The organism is Dolichospermum flos-aquae CCAP 1403/13F (assembly GCF_012516395.1).
Lineage (GTDB): Bacteria > Cyanobacteriota > Cyanobacteriia > Cyanobacteriales > Nostocaceae > Dolichospermum > Dolichospermum lemmermannii.
On sequence record NZ_CP051206.1, the window covers coordinates 2,678,281 to 2,700,067 of the forward strand.

A 21,787-nucleotide genomic window follows, 5' to 3' on the forward strand; every position below is an offset into this window, starting at 1 on the left:
CAAGAATTTAAAATGAATGAAACCGAAATTAAGATGGCATCCAATCTGAGTATAACTTCTTCCCATGCAGACGACAGCGTCTCGAAAGAGGAAATTGGTTAAGATTGGCACTCTCAGGGCTAAAGACACGCTCGTTTCCCACTTACCGCGAGGTTTTATGAATTCTCCCTCCCTTAATTGGTTCGCTAAAATATTCATCAAAGTCCCGCTAAAAACCTTGTTGATAGTGCCATTTGTTTTGCAAACCGTGGTGGTAGTAACACTGGTGGGTTATTTTTCCTACCGTAGTGGACAGGAGGCTGTGGAAAATCTAGCAGATCAATTAATGATAGAGGTAGGCGATCGCATTGAACAACATTTAGATAGTTATTTAGGCAAAGCCCAGGAAATCAACCGCACTAATGTAGATGCTTTCGAGTCAGGAGTCTTAGATTTAAATGATTTTAACGCCCTGGGAAAATATTTTTATCGTCAGGTGCGATCTTTCAATTTTGCCTATGTTAACTTTGGCACTAAAGAGGGAGGATTTATCGGTGCTGGTTATGGGCTGGGTAATAAATTGGACATTGCAGAAATTCCCATATCTGATCAAAGCAAAATCCGCTCCTACTCAGTAAATTACCGGGGTAATCGGCTCAAGTTAGCAGCTACTCTCAAAAACCCGCAAACTAATAATGCTGCTTGGTATTTAGATGCAGTTAAAGCTGGTAAGCCGATTTGGAGTTCAATTTACACTTGGGGAGATTTACCTGATAACATCAGTATTTCCGCCAGCACTCCAGTTTATGACCAGCAGAAAGGATTATTAGGTGTACTTGGTATTGATCTCGAACTTTCGCAAATTAGTAAATTTCTGAGAAACCTGGATTATGGAAAATCAGGTCATATTTTTATTATCGAGCGATCAGGGTTGATTGTTGCTAGTTCCCAAGGTGAATCTTCTGCCCCTACTGTCAATGGCAAAGCGACAAGATTACAAGCCCTGCATAGCCATGAACCTGTGATTCGTGACATAACTCAGGATTTAATCCAGCGGTTTGGCAATTTGCAAGCTATCTCCAAAACCCAACTTTTTCACCCGTCTTTGTCACAAAAACTCTTTGTGAGAGTGACACCATACCGCGACGATTACGGCTTAGATTGGCTCGTGGTGACGGTGATTCCGAAATCGGAATTTATGGCAGAAATTCATGCTAATGCCCACAGAACCCTGATTCTTTGTAGTTTATCACTGCTAATTGCTGTGGGAACGGGTAGTTTCACTGCAAACTGGATAGCTAAACCAATTTTACGCTTGAGTCGAGCTAGTCAAGCTATGTCCAAAGGAGTATGGCAAGAGTCTTTATCTGAAGATATAACAATTGCAGAACTCAAGGTTTTAGCAACATCCTTTAACCAGATGTCCACTCAAGTCAAAAAAGCTTTTCAGGAATCAGAAACTAAATTTTCGACCATTTTTCATACTACTCCTGACCCTGTTTGGATTGCCACCTTAGCAGAAGGAAAATTTTTGAATGTTAATGAAAGTTTTTGCCAATTTTGGGGAGATACACCAGAAAATATCCTTGGCAAAACCAGTGGGCAATTAGGATTGTGGAAGAATATAGAGAACTTACACCACTTCAAAGAGAGACTAATTAATGAAGGCAGTATCCTCAATTTTAAACTGGTAATTTGTACTCAATCCCAGCAAACTAAAACCGTTCTCATCTCAGCTAAGGTGCAATACTTGGGTGAACAGGATTGTCTGATTGGTGTCATCAGAGATGTTAGCGATCTCTACGATGAACTTCGTTTACGCAAACAGACAGAAATCGCCTTGCACAAAAGTGAAGCTATGTTGTTAGAAGCCCAGCAGCTTGCTCACATTGGTAACTGGGACTATGATGTGATCACAGGTAAAATTACTTGGTCTACTCAGCTATTCCAGATTTTAGGACGTGACCAGACACTGGGTGAACCTACTTACGAAGAAATTCTCCGGCTTCACTATCCCCAAGATGCCGAACAGTTACACCAGGCAGTTGAGCGATCGCTCTCTACAGGAGAATCCTATCAATTGGAACTGAGGGTTGTCAAGGCAGATGGCTCTTTTCAGTATACAGAAGCTAGAGGCAAGGCCGAACTCAATGCCCAAAGACAAGTGATTCGGCTGTTTGGCACAACCCAAGACATTACTGAGCGCAGACAAATAGAAGATCAACTGCGAGCAAGTCAGCATTTTATTGAACAGATTACAGAACTAACGCCAAACCTACTGTATATTTACGACCATATCGAACAGCGTAATGTTTACATAAATCGTTCTGTTGCCGAAACATTGGGCTATTCTGCCACAGCGATTCAGTCCATGGGAGCTAACTTGTTTCCTATTATTTGTCATCCCGATGATCTATATCTGGTCTATCAGTCCATGCAACAGCTTCATAGTCTGCAAGATCGTGAGTTCGTGGAAATAGAGTATCGCGTTAAGAATGCTCAAGGGCAATGGTGTTGGCTTTATAGTCGAGATATGGTGTTTTCTAGAACTGCGGATGGTAGGCTAAAGCAAACTTTAGGAACGTCCCAAGATATCAGCAAACGCAAAAAAGTAGAATTAGCCTTGCGAGAAGCAGAATATAACCTCAGATTAGCAAATCAGGAACTGGAAAAACTAGTGAATATTGATGGGTTAACGCAAATTGCCAATCGTCGCTGTTTTGATCATCGTTTAGAGCAAGAATGGCAGCGACTATACCGAGAACAGGAATTTTTATCTTTATTGTTATTTGATGTTGATTATTTTAAACGCTATAATGATGCCTACGGTCATCTACTAGGGGATGAATGCTTGATTAAAATTGCTCAGTCTGTACAACAGGTTATATTCCGTCCGGCGGATTTATTGGCTCGCTATGGTGGGGAAGAATTTGTGGTTATTTTACCCAATACTGACATTGATGGGACGATGGTGATCGCTCAACGAATTCATACTGCAATTCAAGATTTAGCAATTCCTCATCAAGCCTCGAAAGTAAGTAATATAGTTACTATTAGTATCGGCATTAGCAGTTTGATACCTACTTCCGAATTATCACCATCAAACCTGATTGAACAAGCTGATCAAGCACTCTATCGAGCTAAACAACAGGGACGCAATCAGTCTGTACTGTGATTTTTGGGATTTTGATGATTTTGATGATTTTTTATTAATGACTCCTGATTCCTCCTAAAACCATCCTTCTTGTTCGAGGGTTTCGATTAATTGTAAACCGCGAGGATCTCCTACGCCTAGAAGTGAGGCTTTGGTATCTGCTCTCACTCCTAAATCTTTATCTTCGGCAAAAGCTTGGATTAATGCGTCTATAGCTGTGGCATAGACGACGTTAGATGGTAATTCTTTACAAAGCTGGCCAATTGTCCAAGCTGAGTTACTTCGCACAGCGGCGATGGGGTCTGTAACTAAGGCTTCAATTAGGGCAGGAATTGCGCCGACGATGGCTTCATAACCTACTTCTGTCATCTGTGCTAGGGCGCTGGCTGCCCAGAGACGGACGGCGGGAATATCGGTTCTCAGGGCATTAGTGAGGGGTGCTAAGGAACGGCGATCGCGGCAATTACCCAAAGCCCAAACTACACCTTTACGAACATAACCATTAAAATCGCGGTTAAGTTGCATAATCAACGGTTCTACGGCTTCCTTGGCGGGGTTGCGACCAATACCGTAAGCTGCACTGACTCGCACTAGGGGACAATTATCTGTTAAAAGATGGATGAGATAAGGTGTTGCCCGTTCATCTTGAATATCACAAAAAGCACGCGCTGCTAACATCCGTTGTTGAGGCTGGGGATTTTCTAAAAGTACCAGCATTAATTCAGGATCAGGTTTTTCCACTTCTGATTCATCAGCAAGTGGTTCTATTTTATCTAAGGGGCTTCCTAGCTCCGCTTCGGTATCGAGTAGGCTGAGTTCGTATTCGTCGTACATAATTATTTCACTGTAACCCTATTCCCCGTTCCCTGTTCCCTGTTAAGAGTTCCCTAACTCAAGTGATTTTACCATCCAGAGGGATTGTTCTTGATAACCAAGTTGATGATAAAGATTTAATGCGGGTGTATTTGACTGAAATACTTGTAGTCCGATTTGGCGATCACCTTTTTGTGTAGCCCAATCTTCTATATAAGCCATCAATCCCTTACCAATGCCTCTGTGTCTATATTCTGGGATGACGTAGAGGAGAAAGATGTGCGGATGGCGATCGCCACTAACCTGATCTATCGCATTCCCCACCCATAAACAAGCTACGGGTGATTGGTAATTGGTAATTGGTGATTGGTGAAGAATTTCCTCCCCTACCTCCCCTACCTCCCCTACCTCCCCTACCTCCCCTACCTCCCCTACCTCTTCATAAACCCACCATACAGGGGTATCACGACAGAAGTATTGCTCAACTGTATGTGCCAAGTGGGAAAAATCTTGATCAGGGAATTGTTCTTGGTAACTCCTTTGCATAAACTTAACCAAGAGGGCTTTATCGAGAGTAGAACCTTGGCGAAAAGAATAGCCTGGAAGTAAATTCACAATAGACCTATTCCCCAATTACTTAATTATTATCCCAATGGGGGCAGGGGCTGCCATATCGGAGGGTAAAAAGATGCGGGCGCTGACTGCTACTAAGGCAAAGGTAAATATCAAGATTGCCAGGATTGGGGCGATGTATTGACGAAGAATAGCCATGTTGTTGATTGTAAATAAATAGCAGAAGTTATTGAATTGATTCTAGCAATTATTTGGGTTTAGCAAAGCATTGCTATGATTGCTGATCCTGGTCTAATTCATTTAAGACTTTTTCACAGTACCAATTTTCGGGCATTCCCGGAACGTTTTGTTTGGCTTGTTCAATTAGTCTTTCCGCTGCCGCTACGTCCCCAGATAATCTAGCGATGAGGCGATTTTTGAGGTAGTTGCCGGTCACTTCTTCATCTGGTTGGTTGGGGATGGTGGGACTGATGACTTGCAGCGGTTCACGGCGCAGTTGCCAAAATAATACGTAATAAAGTGTCCCAAAAATTAGAATCAAGCTAATAGTTCCCAAGAGTGTGAGGAAATTAAAAGCCAGATTTTGTAAAACTAATTGTGAGAGGACATAGCCCAGTAATAGACCTGTGACTATCAGAACGAATGTACCGACAAGAATAACTACTTGTGTTCCCATATATCTTCTTCTTCTAGTCCTGGTCTAGTTGCTGCCAATACTTTGGGATTCCAAGGGGCAACAATAGGTAATAGTAGCAAACCAGGTAGCGCCGCCACAAGAGAAAGTAAGAAAAATGTCGGCCAACCTGTGGCTTTTGCCCAACTTCCTGCGGGTGCGGAAAGTACGTCTCGACTAATGGCCATGAGGCTGGAGAATAACGCAAACTGGGTGGTTGTGAATCGGTGGTTACAGAGACGCATTAAAAAGGCGACTGTAGCGACTGTGACTAATCCAGCCGAGAAGTTTTCAATATTTACGGCTATGACTAACAGGGAATAATCTTTTTTATCAGCGATGCCTTCGGCGCGCGGAGCTATCGCTAGGGCATAATAACCTAAGTTACTCAATAATTGCAGCCCCCCAAATACCCACAAACTGCGATTTAAGTTAATTTTGGTCATGATCACACCCCCAGCTAATACGCCGACGGTGGTGGCAAGAAATCCCATTCCTGCTTGAATTGCGCCGATTTCGGTTTTGGTAAAGTCTATTTCTCTCAGAAATAAGTTGGCTGTGATGCCGACGAGGGAATCACCTAGTTTATAAAGTAATATAAAACCTAGTGTTAAACTCGCTTGTTTGATACCAAAGCGGTGAAAAAATTCTTTGAAAGGTAGGAAAATAGCTGTTTGTAAGTTTTCAGGTGGACTATCTTCGCTAACTTCATTTAGGAGGGAGTTTGGTAATAATACGGATGTCGTTATCCAAGCCACTAATAATCCTGCTAATAACCAATAAAATACAGGTTGGGGAATGAAGCCGACAAAAACGCCAGCTATTAACCCTGCTACTAGTAACGTGATCATGACTATAAAAATCACGTCTTTTCCAGAAATGGGGGCTTGTTGTGTTTTATTTTGTAGTTTGTGTTCTGCGGGCGACCACAAAGTAGTAAATATACTTCCCGCCATAATCACTGCCATGAGCAAATATACTACATTCCAAGGTAGATAATCTGCTAACACTAAGGCGAGGGAACTGGTAATAAATAGGGCGATCCGGTAGCCTAATACCCACACAGATGCCCCTGGTTGCGCCTCTAGGGGGTTTAAAATGTCTGTCCGGTAGGCATCACCAGCGATGTCCTGAGTGGCACTGAGGAAGGTAATAATTAGGCAATTGATGGCGAGGATTTGTAATACTTGTTCACTTTGGGCTGGTTGTTGAAGGGCAAGGGCAGCGATCGCTAATACTAACCCAATTTGGGTAATAATTAACCAACCTCTTCTCCCACCTAATAATGGTGGTGTAAATCTATCTAATAGCGGCGACCAGAGAAATTTTAAGGAATAAGGTAAACTTAATAAACCAAATAAGGTGATTTTGGCAATATCAACTTTGGCATCTTGCATCCATAGTTGTAGGGTTCTACTCGTGAGGAATAGTGGTAAACCTGATGCAAAACCTAGTAATAATAAAGCACCCATTTTCTGGCTTTGGAAGGCCTGTCGGAGTGCTTGAATTTCTTTCATACAATAAGTGCAAAATCAGGATTTTACTTTTTTTGTGGCCTGTTCAATTATATCTTCAATTTTCTTAATATTCTGATCTCCGGCTAAGTAACCAATACCTCGATGTAAATGTAAGCGAAATTGCGTAATCAGGGTTTCTCTATCTGTATCTAAGCCGTCGTTGTAGCATCTTTGTTTTAGTGCTAAAAGTAAAATATCGGACATTTCTCCCCCAAAAACCCGCCATGTCATTTCGACGTTGCTATCTTGGGGAATAGGTACGGGGGAAGGTGCAGCGGTTTCTGCTAGGGAACGACAAAACGCCCACCGACATAATATGTTCCATTGTTCGATTTTGGTGCTGCGTTTGAGTTTGAGGAGTTGTTCTTTGGCTGTTTGGGAGAGTTTGATTCTTTCTATTGGTGATTCCATGATTTTGGTGATTAAGTTATTTGTGATGATGAGAAAATTTATCTATTTTTGAATAGGATCTTCTGGAGGTGGATGACGATTAATAGCTTTATCAGCAGCACGAATATTGATAATTCTTTCTCTATTTAAATCTAGTATTCCTATTGTTGCTTTTCCTGTAGGTGTCAAACCAATAATTATTAATCCATCTGTTGACCAGATAAAATGTTCATTCCACAGGCTTTTTCTAGGGTTAAATAGTGCAACTTGATTACCAGAATCAGGATCTATTGCTGTGAGATTATTTGATTTTCTGCGGTTACAATGAAAACAGGCCAGTGCTAAATTATCTATAGTATTTTTGCCATCTTTACTTAATGGAATTACATGATCTACTGTAAATAATACATATTGCCATTTTTCTGATGCGTGACAATATTCGCATAATTCTAATGCGCGTTGACGTACTTGCTGCTGAATTGAATCTGTTATTTTCCGACTTGACACTTTTATATATTTTAGTGGTTTTGATTGTGGGCTAGATTACGGACTATGCGATTTAGAAAACTCAGATAATCATCTATTTCTTCATAACTATCTAATTCTTGTTCTTCTTCTGGTGTGAGTTGAGAATTTTGTTGTTTAAAAAGTAATGTTTCAATGCGATTCTGGACATTACTAGAAGCACGAAAGATAGGTGTTCCTTCTTGTAACTCGATTGTGACAGCACCTTCTAAGGGTAAGGTAGCAGGTAAATTATGTAAAGTTGGTAGTAGAGGAATTGTCATATTTAAATCCATGAAATACTAAATAACATTTTACCAAAAATAACCAGGTTTTATTGTGGTTTCTCTTTTGTTGGAGTTATATTGGAGTAGGTATTCGCGGGCTATGGCTTCGGTTTCTTGGAGGTTTTGATATTCTTTTTTGCCGATTTCGGTGTCGGTGGAAAGGAGGATTACTTGATGGCTGGCTGAGGGAAAGTATCTTTCTACTAGGTTGTTGCGGTGGGAGGAGTCTAGTCTTCCTAATGGGGTGTCTATGGCGATAGGTAAGCGTCTTCCTGATACTTTGGCTAATCCCCACAAAAATGCGATCGCTAATAGTTGTTTTTCACCGGCGGAAAGCCGATGTTTGGGGACTTGTTTTCCGTTTAAATCATATAATGATAAGCCGAAGGTTTTACTGTCTATAGCTATGCGATGTACTAGGTCTGATTTATGTAATAAATATAGAAAACAGTTTTTGACTTCTTCTTCTAATTTATTCAATTTTCTCAAAGTCAATCTTTCTCGAAATACTTTTAATGTTTGTTGAACTTTTAATGCAGAATCAATAATATGTTCACTATTTTGATATTTGATATTTTGTACAGTATATTCATTTAGTTCTTGTCTCAATTTTTTGGTTTCTGTATCTAATTCTATCAGTTTTTGAGTCATTATTTCTGACTGAGATTTAATTTTATTAAATTCAGTTTGTGCTTCTTTTACTGCTTTCTGCAATTTCGTATATTCTTCCGGTGCAGCCGCAGTTTGTACTTGTCTTTCTAAGGTGAGAATTTCTTCTTCATAATTATTTAATTCATCTAATTGCTTTTGGGCGTTATTTTGAGAAACTTCTAAACGATAGGTTATATTGTCAAGTAAACTTAAACTTTCTTCATCTCCATTTAACCAATTATTTTCTGTTGATAAGTTATTAGTATATAAGTTATTGATATCTTCTGCTAAAAAAGATTGAATATTAGTAAGTTTATTATTTTCCAGATTTAATTGTTGTAGCCAATTTAGTAATCTTTCATCTCTAGCAATTAAGACATCTTTCGCTAATTGGATTTGTTGAGTTTTCAGTTCCTTTTCTCCCTGTCTTTGCACTTGCGATAATAAAGGACTAATCAAAGCTAAAGGTAAAACATCAGCAGCTAATTCACATAAGGATTCACGGACGTTATTAGCAACTTTGATTTTTTCTTCTCTTTGTTGTTCTAACTGACTACGTTCAGCAGCAATTTTACCACCTTCATTCACAAATCTATCTAAAGCCTCTTCATGAACTTTTTCTAATTCTGTAACTTCAATATTTAGATTTGCGAGTTTTATCTGATTGTTTTCGTATTCTGCCTGTTTTTCCTGAAGTCGGGTTTCAATTTCTGCTAATTTTTCTAAATCTTTTGTATCTGCAAATTCTCGTTTTTTGCGATTTACTAATATCTCTAAATCAATTGCCAATTTATCAGCTAATTCTAAACCCAAAAGTCCGTTAATAGCATCTACAACTATGGGCGGGGGTATTTCCTGTTCTGCAAGTTCTTTAACTTGTTCACCGTCAAACAGAAATAAATTAGAAATCCCTATAGGTAAAATATTTTCTATATATTCATCCCAAATATTTACTAATGAATCAATTGGCCATGTTTCATCATCTCCTAATATTCCTAATTGGTCTTTTCCGTCTTTAGGATTTTTTTCCCAAGTCCGCACAACCCGATATTTTATAGGTCTATCTTCTTCGATATGTTCAAAAACTAATTCAATTCTGGTTTTTTCTATAGGGGTACTTTTACTATTTACACATTGGGTTAAAAAATCACTATAACTCAAATTTCCCCTGGTTGAACATTGGGCGCGTTGTCCATATAATGCAAGGCGAATGGCATCCATAAGGGTGGTTTTTCCGCCGCCGTTCATTCCTCCTAATAAAATAATTGGACGGGCGTTATCTTCGTCAATTTGGGGGTTGAGGTTGATGATTTGTTTACCAGCATAAGGACCGAAGTTTTGCAGGACTAATTCTAGGAAGATCATGGGTTTTTGGGTTGGGTATTCTAGTTTTTTTAAACGAACCACAGAGGCACAGAGGACACAGAGAAAGAGAGAAAGGAGATATTTATCTCGTTCCCTGTCTCTGACAGGGAATGCTGTCAAGAGGCTCTGCCTCGGTTATAATGAGTTGAGGTAGAACCTCAAGATTGGCATTCCCAGCCAGAGGCTAGGAACGAGGGTGGGGAGGATATTCTATTGGTCTAGGCTATCATCTGGGTTCTTCTGTGCATATTTGAAGTTAGCCCAAGTTTGTGGTTTACTCTCTTGTTTTTCGGCGGTATCTCCTAAACTTAATTGTTTGAATTTTTCCCGAATTGTCGCAACATCACCTTCTAATGCTGCTTGTCGTAAATCCCGTTTTAAATGGGCATTTGCGATCGCTTTTTCTGGTGAACGGGAACTTGTATCAAAGCATTTTTCTAGGCTTTCGTAGATACCCACACGGCGAGTTTTTTTCTTAAATTGTCTTTCTGTATCTAATAGTCTGGCCATTAATTCTAGGTGCATTCCGTCACCTTCACAGATTTCTTCTAATACTCCCCATTCATCACTACCAAGTATGCTTTGATCTGCACCAGGACGAGGATCTTTAAATACTTCTCCTGTGACTTCTTCGTATATGCGGGGGACACTATCATCAAATTCGTGTTTTTCTTCTAACCATATTCGGCGAATTTCACTCAATTCTGCTTGAGAAATAAGGGTAATATCGCGCATATTTTCGGGCGCATTTTCACGCATTTCTTTTTGCGCTGTTAATAATTTTCTTAACCAATATTCTCGCCAATATTTTGTATATGGACCATGTATAGGTTCAATAGATGCTTCACCATTTACATTACGTTCAAATAATTGAACTTCTCCCCAGATACGACGGAAATCTCTTTTTTCGCGGTCACGGTCAACATCTAATTCAGCACGAAAATCAACTAATGGTTGTAACCATTCTTTTTCTTCATCATTTTGAATCATTGCTTGCATAGATTTATCACTGTTAACCAATGTGCAAACCCAGCAACCGAAGCGAGAACTTCCACAACTAGGAGTAGAAGTATCAACAACTAAAGGACATTCATTATCTGCTGTTGCACCTCTATACATAGTAAATAAATCTTTATTGCTATATCCCCAAGGGTTTGAAAACTGCATTAAATATAGCCAAACTTCATCAGTTCGCCAATCTTCAATAGGTGTGTAAAGTAGAGAATTTATCAAATTAGGATGAGGACAAAGACGCTCTCTGACTCGACCTGCTTCACGTTTCATCATTATCAAACCGCGAGTTATGCTTTCAGTTTTGCGAGTTCCTAAAATAACTATTGTTTCACCATTAGCTCTCACAACGTCACGAATAAAAAGATTAGAAGGCTCAATTTTTAGCCGTCCGGTACACCAGCGGAATTTATTGCGCGGTGCTGGGTAGCCTTTACCAATTAAACCTGCCCAATATGTTTGTTTAGTTTCTGGTTGCAGCAAATGAGGTTGTATTGGCATTTTTTGCTCTTCAGCCGCTACTTCCATTTGTTTTAATGAGCTTTTTACCCAAGCAGAAACATAGGGATTTTCTACACCTGTATCTGTCGTAATTACATGAATTGGTTTAGTTCTTTTTTCCGCTGGAAGTCCAGAAATTGCATTCCAAATAAGCTGTAAAGTAGCAGTGCTGTCTTTTCCACCTGAATAGCCTACTACCCAAGGTATCTCATCTAAACAATACAATTCTTGAATTTCTGTCGTCAAAGCTTGGATATACTCCACTAACTCTGGTACAGTACGATTCGGCTGATTTTTATTTTCTGGCTGTTGTGTTGTAGTCATTTTTCCTTACCTGTGGATACATGAACATAGAATCAATACTTCCCTTTGGGGGCATGAAATCATCTAGTATATAAATAAATCTAAGCTATGCGTGCAGCATATTTTTAAAAATCGCATCCCTAGTATCCATCTTTTTGGACAATAAAGCAAGATTTAGTCACCAAGTTTTCAAAAATTAACATGAATGATAATACAGATACACTCAATAATCAACTCGCTAACGAGTATTTAGAACGGGAAAATCAGGATAAACAGGTATTAGCTTTACTGCTAGACAGGTTTTTAGAGAAAAAAGACCAAATTCTTGTCCAAAAAACAGAAATGGGTGGTACGGAGGCTTATGTAGGTTCTGTGACATTGGAATGGTTCGCGGGACGGGTACATTTTGCGTCTGGTTTACCCCTGCTGCAAAAAAAGTACAACCCAGAGACAGAGAATATTGAAATTGACGCTGATAGTATTGATGACATTCAACAACGTCCTGTTGATTGGTCGCGTCAAGCACCGTTAGTACAGTATTTAGCAGCGAGGAAAAATCATAAATTTCCGGCTGTGTTGGTGGTAATTAATCAACCTTGGGTAGATAACCCCAAAGCAGCGGAGTGGGATAGTCAAGGACGGGCTAAAAAAGCGACGACTGATTTTATACCTTTAGATAAAGATGGTAAAGTCGGTTTACTGAATATTTCTGAAGACAATGTGACAATTTATGCTTTAGATGGTCAGCATAGATTAATGGGTGTCCAAGGTTTAATGGAGTTAATTAAATCAGGTAAACTGCAACGTTATAAAAAGGATAAAACTGCTGATGATAGTTTTATTACCTTATCTGATTTGATTGAGAAATATCAAGTAGAACCTGCTTATTTACAAAGTTTATCTAAAGAAAAAATTGGCATTGAATTTATTTGTGCGGTGAATACCGGGGAAACTCATACAGAAGCAAAACGACGGGTAAGATCCATTTTTGTTCATGTAAATTTAATGGCTGCACCTTTAACTAAAGGTCAGTTAGCACAATTAAATGAAGATGATGGTTTTGCTATTGTAGCGCGAAAAATTGCCGTTACACATCCACTTTTAGAACAAAAACCCAATCGCAATCCCCGTGTTAATTGGAATAGTGCCACAGTAGCCGCTAATTCTACGGTTTTGACGACCTTGCAAGCCTTACAAGATATGTCTGAAAGGTATTTGGGGCAAAAGTTCCCCCACTGGAAACCTTTGGAAAAAGGGTTAATTCCCATGCGTCCAGAAAATGAAGAAATTCAGGAAGGAATTGCCGATTTTAGATTACTTTTTGATAATTTAGCGAATCTTCCCAGTTATAAAATATTGGAACACGAAGATACAACTGTTTTGCGGCGCTTCCATTTTGAAAAAGACGGAGGTGAGGGAAATATGTTATTTCGTCCAGTTTCTCAAGTTGCTTTAGCGCAAGCTTTGGGAACTTTGGTATTTAAAAAAGATTTTCCTTTGACGGATATTTTTAAGAAGTTGGAGAAATTTGACCGTCAAGGGGGTTTTAGTAGTATGGAATATCCTCAATCTATATGGTATGGGGTTTTATATGACCCCAATAAAAAGCGGGTACAGGTAGTAGGAAAAGATTTAGCTGTGAAGTTATTCATTTATATGTTGGGAGGAATGACTGAAAAAATGGAAGTTACGGCTTTACGTAAAGCTTTAGCTAATGCTAGGACAATGGAAGAACAAACTATAGGTTTTGATGGAAAATTGGTAAAACCGCAAGATGTAGGACTTCCGATTATTTTATAATAATAGCTAATTATGGCTGAAATATATGATGACGATGCCATTGTAAAGCTTCAATATCTGGAAAATATTTCTCCACTTTCGGTAATATGAGTATTTCCCCATGAAATTCTGTTATTGTTCTAGCATGGGGAGATACTTCTTCTAATTCTTTACTAACGATTATTTTGTATTTATCATCAACGGCAAACCAACCCCTATCAAAAGCCCAATGATGATTTTTACAAAGTGCTATTCCGTTATGTATTCTACTGTCATAAAAAGCAGAAAATGGCTTTATATGTGCGCCGTCAACAATATTTTGATTACCAGTTTTAGTAACTTTCAACCCACAAAAAGCGCATTGACAATCATATACAGAAACAACCGCTTTTCTAAAGAAAGCATTTCTAATTAGTGTTTTTTTTAAACTCCATTTAGGGTTGTTAGGTAAATTTTCAATATCATCTAGCTTTTCTACTTCTGGATAATCTTGAAAAGTTTGATTAATTTGTAAAAATTCTTCAATTTCATCTTCATTATCCGAGAAAAAAGCGGCTACAAGTGCATCAATTAATTCTTTTCGAGAAGATTCATCTTGTAAATAGTTAAATAATTCACTGTCTAAATATGCGTATTCAACAGCCTGTTTTAATTGGTTAGTTGTTTTTGGTTGTAAATTATTAAAACCTGCTTTAATTTCTACGTGCCAAAATCTCTCACTTTGCAGATGAAAAAATGGATAGTGTAAACCCCCTTTATAAGATTGTGAGCCAATAACATTCCAATATTTATTAAAAGCTTGAATTAATTCATCTGAGACAAAAATTTGATTATTGGTAATAACTCCTCTCATAATCAAATCAATTACGGTTAAAAGTAATATTGGTTTATATTGAGCATTACCACGTTTTCGGCTACTACTTACTTTTAACTTAGAAAACTTTTCACAATAAAAACGAAGACTATTCATATCTCACTACTTTATAAAAACGCGAACAAAATGGATTATTTTAAAAATCTAGTTAAATTAAATTCTCCTTCTATATTATTTTCTTGATAATCTATTGCTTTTCTTAAAATCAATAGAAATTGTATTTCATAATCAACAACTCCGCGCAATTCACTTTGTAATATTTCTAATCCCCCATTAGCATACTCTTCAAATACTTGAGTCCGTTTATCCTCATATACATCTTCTCTAGAAGCAAGTATTTGGATATCACTTGTCTCAACAATTCCTAATAATTTGATAATTTTGTCATAACCCAGTGAAGCAAAATTTTCTTGTGGAATTGGAGAAGGCTCTCTTTTTGTAGTATCTCCCAGAGGAACACTTTTTTTATACTTTACTCCTAATGCTGCCGCAAATATCATCACCTCCACATAAGTTTGGAAAAGTCCCGGTGTTTCCTTAGACGCTAGTAACGACTTCACCAACTCAGCCTTATCCTGAGCAATTTTGATTCTATTTGCAGCCATAATTATAAAATATACACCCTTAACATCATAAACCAAACCTAACTTACTAATACCATACTCTCACACTCCTCTTTGCGCCTCTGCGCCTCTGCGTGAGAAAAAAATCAAAAAACATCCTCATAAACCAAAGAAAGAGGAAACGTAAAATCAACACTAACTAAATGTACATTATCACCCTCAACAAAAGGATGTAACTCCCATAAACCCCTATCATTTAGGCGAAAACAATCCAAACCGATTTTATCAGCACTAATTAAAACATATTCCTGCAAAGTTTGAATCCGTCTATATAGCTGAAACTTACCCCCCCTATCATAAGCCTCCGTACTCGGAGAAAGCACCTCAACAATTAAACTAGGAAATTGAATAAACTTAATCGCTTTTTTATCTTTAGGGTGACAACTAACAACAACATCAGGATAAGTAAACGGACCTGTGTCAGACACACCTACTTTTGCATCAGCAATATTAACACGACACTTACTACCTTTTAAATGATTTTTTAACCCAGAAGCTAAATTAAAAGCAACATCATTATGGGGAATAGTTCCCCCAGTCATAGCAAAAACTTCACCATTGATATATTCATATTTAATATCTTGCTGTTCCTCCCACTCCAAATACTCCAGAGGACTCATATAACTTTTCTCAAAATTAGCAACCATGACATTTACCTCCTGATTTTGTGTAAAACAAATTAACTAAAAATTTGCAACAACCAGCGATTAACTTCACCATCATCTTGAGTTAAACTGCGTTGAATAGCTTCTTGAATAGTAGATATTTGCAAACCTGGTAAAACCTTTGATTCCTCAATTCTCCTACTTCCACCATCAATAATTTCAAAAGCAATAATATCATTATTATTAGCATTCATTACCCAATATTCTTTCACCCCCAACCGTTCATAGAGTAATCGCTTAAAACCCAAATCATCATTAATAGAAGAAACAGCAACTTCCACAACTAAAGTCGGTGCTGCTAACTCATTAATATTGACAGGAGAATTATTCAAAGGTGGAAATGTTACCTTATCCCCAATATAAAAAGCTAAATCAGGTTGACATTCTGCTTCACTTATTCTGCGAAAACTGGTATTTACCCAACCTTTAATCTTAATATTTTTCAATGTCGCATAAAAATTCACAACATTTGCAACAACATTATTATTGTTTCCATGAATTGAACCAACAGGTAAAATTTCTACCCTCATGTAATTTTGATAAAAATAAAATCGTCCTTGCTGATAATCAGAATGTTCAGCAACTTCCATAAACTCATCCCAACTCACACTTACCCACGTATCCGTCACCAAACCTAAAGAACTAATAACCATTTCCTTCTTCCTCTGCGTCCTCTGCGTCTCTGTGGTTCGTTACTCTTCTACCGTTCAACCTCAACAATTTCCGTATATTCAAAACCATTCAAACTCTGACGCACCAAAGCATATCTTTCCCTCCCCAACTCAATAAAATCCTGTTCACAATTAGGCTTAGAAGAATAATAAACCAAAACATATTCCTTCCCAACCTTATCAGCAATTTCCTCCTCAACCTCCACCCGCCATTGCGTCTTAGTCACCAACACAACCAACTGATTTGCTAACTTAGGAATAGTTCGCGCAATGTGACGACGAGAATTAACATCTAAACTCCCAAAAGGAGAATCCATAACAATCGGAAAAGTGCTACTCTCAGGAAGCATGATCATTTTCCGCTTCTCACTCCAGTCGCGCACCTTATCAATAATACTAGCGATAAAAGATAAACTGAGAACTTGATTTTCTCCCGTAGAAGCTGCAACTGGTGCTTCAATTCCCGTCGTATTTTCCACCAAACTCAACTCATACTTTTCGCTAATTTTGGGAACATAAGGAGTAAAAGAAATATCTGAGAAAATTTCCTGTACTCGCTGTTCCAATTGGAGACGAAACTGATTTTCTTGACGGTTTTTAACTTCCGATAATCTGTCGATTGCATCTTGAGTAGCATTAATGCGACGCTGTGCTAAAGATTGTTTTTCCTCATTTTGTTTTTGCTTAGATATTTGTTTTATCAAAGCATCAATAGCTGTTTTTAGATGAGAAACTTCCTGTTGATTTGCACCTTGTTCTCGATTTAAGTCATCAATTTTAGCTTCAATTTCATCAAGACGTTTTTGTAAACTACTAATTTCCTCATTGGGATCTTTTCGGAGTTGTTCTTGAATAGTTGCTAATTCCAATTCAACTTGATTAAGATTTTCTCGTAACTGTTGAATTCGTACTTGTTCCCTGTCCGCTTCTTCCCAAAAAGCAACTGCTTGTTTATCAATTTCATCAACTTGCGCGCTCATTCTAATTGCGGTTTCTTCTACAGTCGAAGAACCAGATTTTCTCATTAAATTCTTGACATGAAAATGGGTGTGAGTTCCTTCCCTTAAATCTGCACCACAAATACAACGTCCAGTATTGAGTAAATCATTGATAAATTCCCGCGAAATTCCCGCAGTTAATTCACCTTTTTGTTTTAAATCTGTAAATATTTCCCGAAACTTAGCGGTAGTTTCCGATAACAGAACAGTATAACCCCGTGCGGAAATAACCTTTTTCAAATTCTCCCGTGTTTTTTTCAACTCTTCCCGCAAACTATCTTTTTGAGATTCTAAACTTTGCTTTCTTTCCTGTAATTCTTTAACAGCAGTCAATTCTCGTAACTTATTACTAACTTCCTTTTTAAAAATTTGCTGACATTCCAACTCTTGATTTATTTCCGTTTGACGTTTATTAATATTGTCAATTTCCAGTTCTTGCTTTCCTTGCTGATTCAACAACTGTTTAGTTTCCGCGTCACCAATATGTTTTAACTCAGTTTCTAAACTCTTTTTAGCATCTTTCAAGTGTTTAATCGAAAGTTCAATAACTTCCACACCCAAAAAAGTTCTAATGGCTTCAGAAATTTCCGCTTTATTATCAGAACGGACAATTTCTTCAATCCGTTCACCGTCAAAGAAAAAATATTGATGTAAACTTGCTGGTAAAATCTGAGTAATAATTTCCTCAGCTTGTTGAAGAGGAAAATACCATTTTCCATCATCTCCAGCAACTTGAATTTTTAACTGAGTTTTCCCAGCTTCGATTACATCACTTTCATTTTTATAAACCCGACAACCACGAGTAGCGCGATAACGATTACCTTCATGTTCCCAACCAACTTCCACCCAACATTCCACAGGTTGACTAGGTTGAGATTCTGAAATTGCGCGTTTATTTACTAACTGTTCCGTTGACGCAAAAGCCGCACTAAATTTTTCATATAAAACCCAAGTAAACGCATTCAAAATACTAGTTTTACCTGCACCATTACTACCATAAATCATCGTAGTATTGCGAACATCTCCACCAGCCAAAGTTATCTCTGGAGTTTTCCCATAAAAAGAACGAAAATTACATAATTTAATCGAAGTTAGCTTCATTGCACCGCTTCCTTCACAATAGTGAGAATATCATCATTAATATGACCCTTACTCTTTCTATCTAACCGACTTTTCTCCAATCTCCATACCTTCTCAATAATTTGCTTCACTTCCGGTGGTGCGCTGGTAATTGGTTCTTGAACATCTTCAATATTGGCTTCTGGTATCATTTCAAAACAGCAATAGATTTATTTTCTATTTTAACCAGTTCTGATACTATTTTTATCTATCTGCTCTTATCCCATTGCACTTGATATAATCGGTATACACAACCAGCCTTTAGCATATTACAAATTTTAACGCAGTCAGAAGCCAGAAGCCAGGGAATAAATTCCCTGTCTAATAGCTCAAGTCGGTTAAAACCGACTATTATAGGGGTATGCACTTGGATTAGATACACAGTTGCTGTATCAAATTCAAGTTAAAATCAAAATCGTACCCTAGCTTTAGGAAAACTAACCATGACAGTTACTATTGCTAAATGGAGTTTAGACGACTATCATCGTATGATTGAAATTGGCCTTTTAGCTGGTCGTCAAGTTGAACTACTAAATGGAGAAATTATCAACACGGCACCGGAAAGACCAGAACACGCGCAAATTAATACTGACTCTGGTGAATATTTGCGGGAATTACTCGGTTCAAAAGCACTGGTAAGAGATGCAAAACCTATTACAATTCCTAATAGCAATTCGGAACCAGAACCAGATTTAGCAATAGTTGAACCACTGCGGGCTATTTATCGCAGTCATCATCCTTATCCTGAAAATATATTTTGGTTAATCGAATATTCTAAAACTACTTTAAGTAAAGATTTAGAGATAAAACGCAAAACCTATGCTGCTGCATTAATTAATGAGTATTGGGTAGTAGACTTAAAAAATCAACAATTAAAAGTGTTTAGAGAACCAATAAATGGTAATTATTCTAGAGAATTAACCTTTACTTGCGGTGAAATATCTCCATTAGCATTTCCAGAAATTAAAATTTCTATTCAACGATTACTACAAGGATTTTCACAATAAATCAATTGGGTGCGGCTTTTTTGAGCCGGCAAAAATAAATTCAGGCTTTGGGGGTTGACTTGCCGCGCTAGGGGTGATATTCTGATAATGGGAATGCGTGCCTCAATAAAAATTTTATCACCACTCCATTATATTAATATAGCACATCGCCGGCGATGTTGCAAGCCAAACCCCGAAAAAAAAATTTCGCGCCAAACGTAAAACTGAGAAATTGTGTAGAATTGCTAGGTGTAACGTTCAAGCCAGATAATGGATTTTAATCTCCAAGCACCTTTTGTCCCCACCGGTGATCAACCACAAGCGATCGCACAACTTTCTGCTAGTATTCAAACAGGAAATCATTATCAAACATTACTGGGTGCGACAGGAACCGGTAAAACATTTTCCATAGCCGCAGTCATTGAAAAAGTCGGTAGACCTACCTTAGTATTAGCCCATAATAAGACATTAGCCGCCCAGTTGTGTAACGAACTGCGGGAGTTTTTTCCTCATAATGCAGTTGAGTATTTTGTCAGTTATTACGATTACTATCAACCCGAAGCATATCTACCCGTTACTGATACTTATATAGAAAAAACATCAGCGATTAATGAAGAAATAGATATGTTACGACATTCCGCCACCCGTTCCTTATTTGAACGCAAAGATGTGATTGTTGTGGCTTCAATTAGTTGTATTTACGGTTTAGGAATGCCGGCGGAATACCTGAAAGCCGCAATTCGATTACAATTGGGAATGGAAATTGATCCGCGTCAAGTTTTACGGGATTTAACAGCAGTTCAATATACTCGCAATGACATCGAAATGGGGAGAGGAAAATTTCGAGTTCGGGGTGATGTTTTAGAAATTTCTCCTGCTTATGAAGATAGAATTATTAGAGTGGAATTTTTTGGTGATGAAATTGATGCAATTAGATATGTAGATCCTGTTAGTGGCGAAATTCTCCACAGTTTAGAAGCAGTAAATATCTACCCTGCGCGTCACTTTGTTACTCCTAAAGAAAGAGTAGAAATAGCTTGTGAAGATATAGCCACCGAATTAAAACAGCAACAATTAACATTAGAATCAATGGGCAAATTAGTGGAAGCACAACGCATTGATCAACGCACCCGTTATGATTTGGAAATGTTAAGAGAAGTGGGATATTGTAACGGTGTAGAAAATTATTCTCGCCATTTAGCCGGAAGACAAGCGGGAGAACCACCAGAATGTTTAATTGATTATTTTCCCAAAGATTGGTTATTAGTGATAGATGAATCTCATGTTACTGTTCCCCAAATTCGCGGAATGTATAATGGAGATCAAGCGAGAAAAAAAGTATTAATAGATCATGGTTTTCGACTTCCTAGTGCGGCGGATAATCGTCCTTTGCAAGCGGAAGAATTTTGGCAAAAAGTCAATCAATGTATTTTCGTTTCTGCAACTCCAGGAAATTGGGAATTGGAAATTTCGGAAGAGAATATTATTGAACAAGTAATTAGACCGACGGGAGTAATTGACCCAGAAATATTTGTGCGTCCCACGGAAGGACAAATTGATGATTTATTAGGAGAAATAAAAGATCGAGTTGACCGTCAAGAAAGAACGTTAATTACTACATTAACTAAACGCATGGCGGAAGATTTGACGGAATATTTAGCAGAGAGGGGAATTAAAATCAGATATTTGCATTCAGAAATTAATTCCATTCAACGCATTGAGATATTACAAGATTTGCGAAATGGGATTTTTGATGTGTTAGTCGGTGTCAATTTATTGCGAGAAGGTTTAGATTTACCAGAAGTTTCTTTAGTCGCAATTATGGACGCAGATAAAGAAGGTTTCTTGCGGACTGAACGTTCTTTAATTCAAACTATCGGCCGCGCGGCGCGTCACATTAGAGGAAAAGCAATTTTATATGCTGATAAATTAACAGGGAGTATGATTAAAGCCATTGATGAAACTGATAGAAGAAGAGGAATTCAAACGGCTTATAATAAACTGCATGGAATTACACCGCAACCGATTATTAAAAAACAAACTAATTCAATTTTATCATTTTTAGATGCTTCTCGGCGATTAAATGCCACTGATTTAAAAATGGTTGATGAACATCTAGATGAATTATCCTTGGAAGATATTCCAGAGTTAATTACGTTGTTGGAAAAACAGATGAAGGAAGCAGCGAAGAAGATGGAATTTGAAGAAGCTGGAAAATTGCGCGATCGCATTAAGCATCTTCGAGATAAAATGTTGGGACGTTAATATATAGCATTTATGTACAAGATTTTTTTTAACGAACCACAGAGGCACAGAGAACACAGAGAAAGAGAGAAAGGAGATGTTTGTAT

Annotated in this window: 20 protein-coding genes; 4 read left to right on the top strand and 16 right to left on the bottom strand. The window is 37.9% G+C overall.

The features are described 5' to 3' along the window. The first annotated feature begins 157 nt into the window (after positions 1–157). Entirely contained in the window at positions 158–3,154 is a 2,997-nt protein-coding gene (locus HGD76_RS25385) for a diguanylate cyclase domain-containing protein (RefSeq protein ID WP_233466874.1), read from the top strand. A gap of 54 nt (positions 3,155–3,208) precedes the next feature. Here HGD76_RS25385 and HGD76_RS13140 read toward each other — a convergent pair whose 3' ends face one another. From HGD76_RS13140 to dndC, 10 genes are all read right to left on the bottom strand, one after another. After that, on the bottom strand, positions 3,209–3,967 hold the full coding sequence (locus tag HGD76_RS13140) for a HEAT repeat domain-containing protein (RefSeq protein ID WP_015079904.1): 759 nt from the start codon (positions 3,965–3,967) through the stop codon (positions 3,209–3,211). 42 nt (positions 3,968–4,009) lie between these two features. After that, a complete protein-coding gene (locus HGD76_RS13145; protein WP_168696051.1) occupies positions 4,010–4,561 on the bottom strand; it encodes a GNAT family N-acetyltransferase in 552 nt (183 codons plus the stop codon). Between the two features lie 18 nt (positions 4,562–4,579). Beyond that, positions 4,580–4,717 carry a DUF8624 family small hydrophobic protein gene (locus tag HGD76_RS13150; RefSeq protein ID WP_168696052.1) on the bottom strand — a complete coding sequence of 46 codons (138 nt, stop codon included), beginning with the start codon at positions 4,715–4,717 and terminating at the stop codon, positions 4,580–4,582. Positions 4,718–4,790: 73 nt separating this feature from the next. Further along, positions 4,791–5,195, bottom strand: coding sequence for a hypothetical protein (locus HGD76_RS13155; protein ID WP_015079901.1), 405 nt, complete (start codon positions 5,193–5,195; stop codon positions 4,791–4,793). Beyond that, the gene (locus HGD76_RS13160) at positions 5,180–6,709 is read right to left on the bottom strand and encodes an AmpG family muropeptide MFS transporter (RefSeq protein WP_168696053.1); all 1,530 of its coding nucleotides are present in this window, start codon (positions 6,707–6,709) and stop codon (positions 5,180–5,182) included. The genes HGD76_RS13155 and HGD76_RS13160 overlap by 16 nt, the downstream gene beginning before the upstream one ends. A 15-nt stretch (positions 6,710–6,724) precedes the next feature. Further along, positions 6,725–7,120 carry a DNA sulfur modification protein DndE gene (gene dndE / locus HGD76_RS13165; RefSeq protein WP_168696054.1) on the bottom strand — a complete coding sequence of 132 codons (396 nt, stop codon included), beginning with the start codon at positions 7,118–7,120 and terminating at the stop codon, positions 6,725–6,727. Between the two features lie 42 nt (positions 7,121–7,162). Next, positions 7,163–7,606, bottom strand: a complete 444-nt coding sequence (locus HGD76_RS13170) for an HNH endonuclease (protein WP_168696055.1) — start codon at positions 7,604–7,606, stop codon at positions 7,163–7,165. Between the two features lie 11 nt (positions 7,607–7,617). Continuing rightward, the gene (locus HGD76_RS13175; protein WP_168696056.1) at positions 7,618–7,887 is read right to left on the bottom strand and encodes a hypothetical protein; all 270 of its coding nucleotides are present in this window, start codon (positions 7,885–7,887) and stop codon (positions 7,618–7,620) included. Between the two features lie 30 nt (positions 7,888–7,917). Beyond that, positions 7,918–9,906, bottom strand: coding sequence for a DNA sulfur modification protein DndD (gene dndD / locus HGD76_RS13180; protein WP_168697438.1), 1,989 nt, complete (start codon positions 9,904–9,906; stop codon positions 7,918–7,920). 210 nt (positions 9,907–10,116) lie between these two features. Continuing rightward, the gene (dndC, locus tag HGD76_RS13185) at positions 10,117–11,742 is read right to left on the bottom strand and encodes a DNA phosphorothioation system sulfurtransferase DndC (RefSeq protein ID WP_168696057.1); all 1,626 of its coding nucleotides are present in this window, start codon (positions 11,740–11,742) and stop codon (positions 10,117–10,119) included. A 180-nt stretch (positions 11,743–11,922) separates the two neighbouring features. Between dndC and HGD76_RS13190 the strand changes: the two genes are divergently transcribed. After that, a complete protein-coding gene (locus HGD76_RS13190; RefSeq protein ID WP_168696058.1) occupies positions 11,923–13,521 on the top strand; it encodes a DGQHR domain-containing protein in 1,599 nt (532 codons plus the stop codon). Between the two features lie 10 nt (positions 13,522–13,531). Here the strand turns inward: HGD76_RS13190 and HGD76_RS13195 are convergent, their stop codons facing one another. The 6 genes from HGD76_RS13195 to HGD76_RS13220 all read right to left on the bottom strand — a co-directional run bounded on the left by HGD76_RS13195 (position 13,532) and on the right by HGD76_RS13220 (position 18,602). Continuing rightward, the gene (locus tag HGD76_RS13195) at positions 13,532–14,470 is read right to left on the bottom strand and encodes an HNH endonuclease (protein ID WP_168652252.1); all 939 of its coding nucleotides are present in this window, start codon (positions 14,468–14,470) and stop codon (positions 13,532–13,534) included. Between the two features lie 35 nt (positions 14,471–14,505). Then, positions 14,506–14,979, bottom strand: coding sequence for a DNA phosphorothioation-associated protein 4 (locus tag HGD76_RS13200; protein WP_168633477.1), 474 nt, complete (start codon positions 14,977–14,979; stop codon positions 14,506–14,508). A 104-nt stretch (positions 14,980–15,083) separates the two neighbouring features. Beyond that, entirely contained in the window at positions 15,084–15,644 is a 561-nt protein-coding gene (locus HGD76_RS13205) for a Uma2 family endonuclease (protein WP_168696059.1), read from the bottom strand. A gap of 32 nt (positions 15,645–15,676) precedes the next feature. Further along, on the bottom strand, positions 15,677–16,315 hold the full coding sequence (locus HGD76_RS13210) for a Uma2 family endonuclease (RefSeq protein WP_168696060.1): 639 nt from the start codon (positions 16,313–16,315) through the stop codon (positions 15,677–15,679). Positions 16,316–16,362: 47 nt separating this feature from the next. After that, positions 16,363–18,432, bottom strand: coding sequence for an AAA family ATPase (locus HGD76_RS13215; RefSeq protein ID WP_168696061.1), 2,070 nt, complete (start codon positions 18,430–18,432; stop codon positions 16,363–16,365). After that, a complete protein-coding gene (locus tag HGD76_RS13220) occupies positions 18,429–18,602 on the bottom strand; it encodes a hypothetical protein (protein WP_015079891.1) in 174 nt (57 codons plus the stop codon). Before HGD76_RS13220 ends, HGD76_RS13215 begins: the two co-directional genes overlap by 4 nt. Before the next feature lie 291 nt (positions 18,603–18,893). Here HGD76_RS13220 and HGD76_RS13225 point away from each other — a divergent pair, with 291 nt between their 5' ends. Together HGD76_RS13225 and uvrB are read left to right on the top strand one after the other, a co-directional pair. Beyond that, a complete protein-coding gene (locus HGD76_RS13225) occupies positions 18,894–19,457 on the top strand; it encodes a Uma2 family endonuclease (RefSeq protein WP_168696062.1) in 564 nt (187 codons plus the stop codon). Between the two features lie 246 nt (positions 19,458–19,703). Beyond that, entirely contained in the window at positions 19,704–21,701 is a 1,998-nt protein-coding gene (gene uvrB, locus HGD76_RS13230; protein ID WP_168697439.1) for an excinuclease ABC subunit UvrB, read from the top strand. The last annotated feature ends 86 nt before the right edge of the window (positions 21,702–21,787 follow it).

What these genes read in the sequence shown, in the direction of transcription:
- HGD76_RS13210 (WP_168696060.1), bottom strand. Translation starts at nt 16,315, where the DNA reads ATGGTTATTAGTTCTTTAGGTTTGGTGACGGATACGTGGGTAAGTGTG.
- dndE (WP_168696054.1), bottom strand. Translation starts at nt 7,120, where the DNA reads ATGGAATCACCAATAGAAAGAATCAAACTCTCCCAAACAGCCAAAGAA.
- HGD76_RS13225 (WP_168696062.1), top strand. Translation starts at nt 18,894, where the DNA reads ATGACAGTTACTATTGCTAAATGGAGTTTAGACGACTATCATCGTATG.
- HGD76_RS13140 (WP_015079904.1), bottom strand. Translation starts at nt 3,967, where the DNA reads ATGTACGACGAATACGAACTCAGCCTACTCGATACCGAAGCGGAGCTA.
- HGD76_RS13200 (WP_168633477.1), bottom strand. Translation starts at nt 14,979, where the DNA reads ATGGCTGCAAATAGAATCAAAATTGCTCAGGATAAGGCTGAGTTGGTG.
- HGD76_RS13220 (WP_015079891.1), bottom strand. Translation starts at nt 18,602, where the DNA reads ATGATACCAGAAGCCAATATTGAAGATGTTCAAGAACCAATTACCAGC.
- HGD76_RS13155 (WP_015079901.1), bottom strand. Translation starts at nt 5,195, where the DNA reads ATGGGAACACAAGTAGTTATTCTTGTCGGTACATTCGTTCTGATAGTC.
- dndC (WP_168696057.1), bottom strand. Translation starts at nt 11,742, where the DNA reads ATGACTACAACACAACAGCCAGAAAATAAAAATCAGCCGAATCGTACT.
- HGD76_RS25385 (WP_233466874.1), top strand. Translation starts at nt 158, where the DNA reads ATGAATTCTCCCTCCCTTAATTGGTTCGCTAAAATATTCATCAAAGTC.
- HGD76_RS13150 (WP_168696052.1), bottom strand. Translation starts at nt 4,717, where the DNA reads ATGGCTATTCTTCGTCAATACATCGCCCCAATCCTGGCAATCTTGATA.
- HGD76_RS13190 (WP_168696058.1), top strand. Translation starts at nt 11,923, where the DNA reads ATGAATGATAATACAGATACACTCAATAATCAACTCGCTAACGAGTAT.
- HGD76_RS13160 (WP_168696053.1), bottom strand. Translation starts at nt 6,709, where the DNA reads ATGAAAGAAATTCAAGCACTCCGACAGGCCTTCCAAAGCCAGAAAATG.
- HGD76_RS13205 (WP_168696059.1), bottom strand. Translation starts at nt 15,644, where the DNA reads ATGGTTGCTAATTTTGAGAAAAGTTATATGAGTCCTCTGGAGTATTTG.
- HGD76_RS13215 (WP_168696061.1), bottom strand. Translation starts at nt 18,432, where the DNA reads ATGAAGCTAACTTCGATTAAATTATGTAATTTTCGTTCTTTTTATGGG.
- dndD (WP_168697438.1), bottom strand. Translation starts at nt 9,906, where the DNA reads ATGATCTTCCTAGAATTAGTCCTGCAAAACTTCGGTCCTTATGCTGGT.
- HGD76_RS13175 (WP_168696056.1), bottom strand. Translation starts at nt 7,887, where the DNA reads ATGACAATTCCTCTACTACCAACTTTACATAATTTACCTGCTACCTTA.
- HGD76_RS13195 (WP_168652252.1), bottom strand. Translation starts at nt 14,470, where the DNA reads ATGAATAGTCTTCGTTTTTATTGTGAAAAGTTTTCTAAGTTAAAAGTA.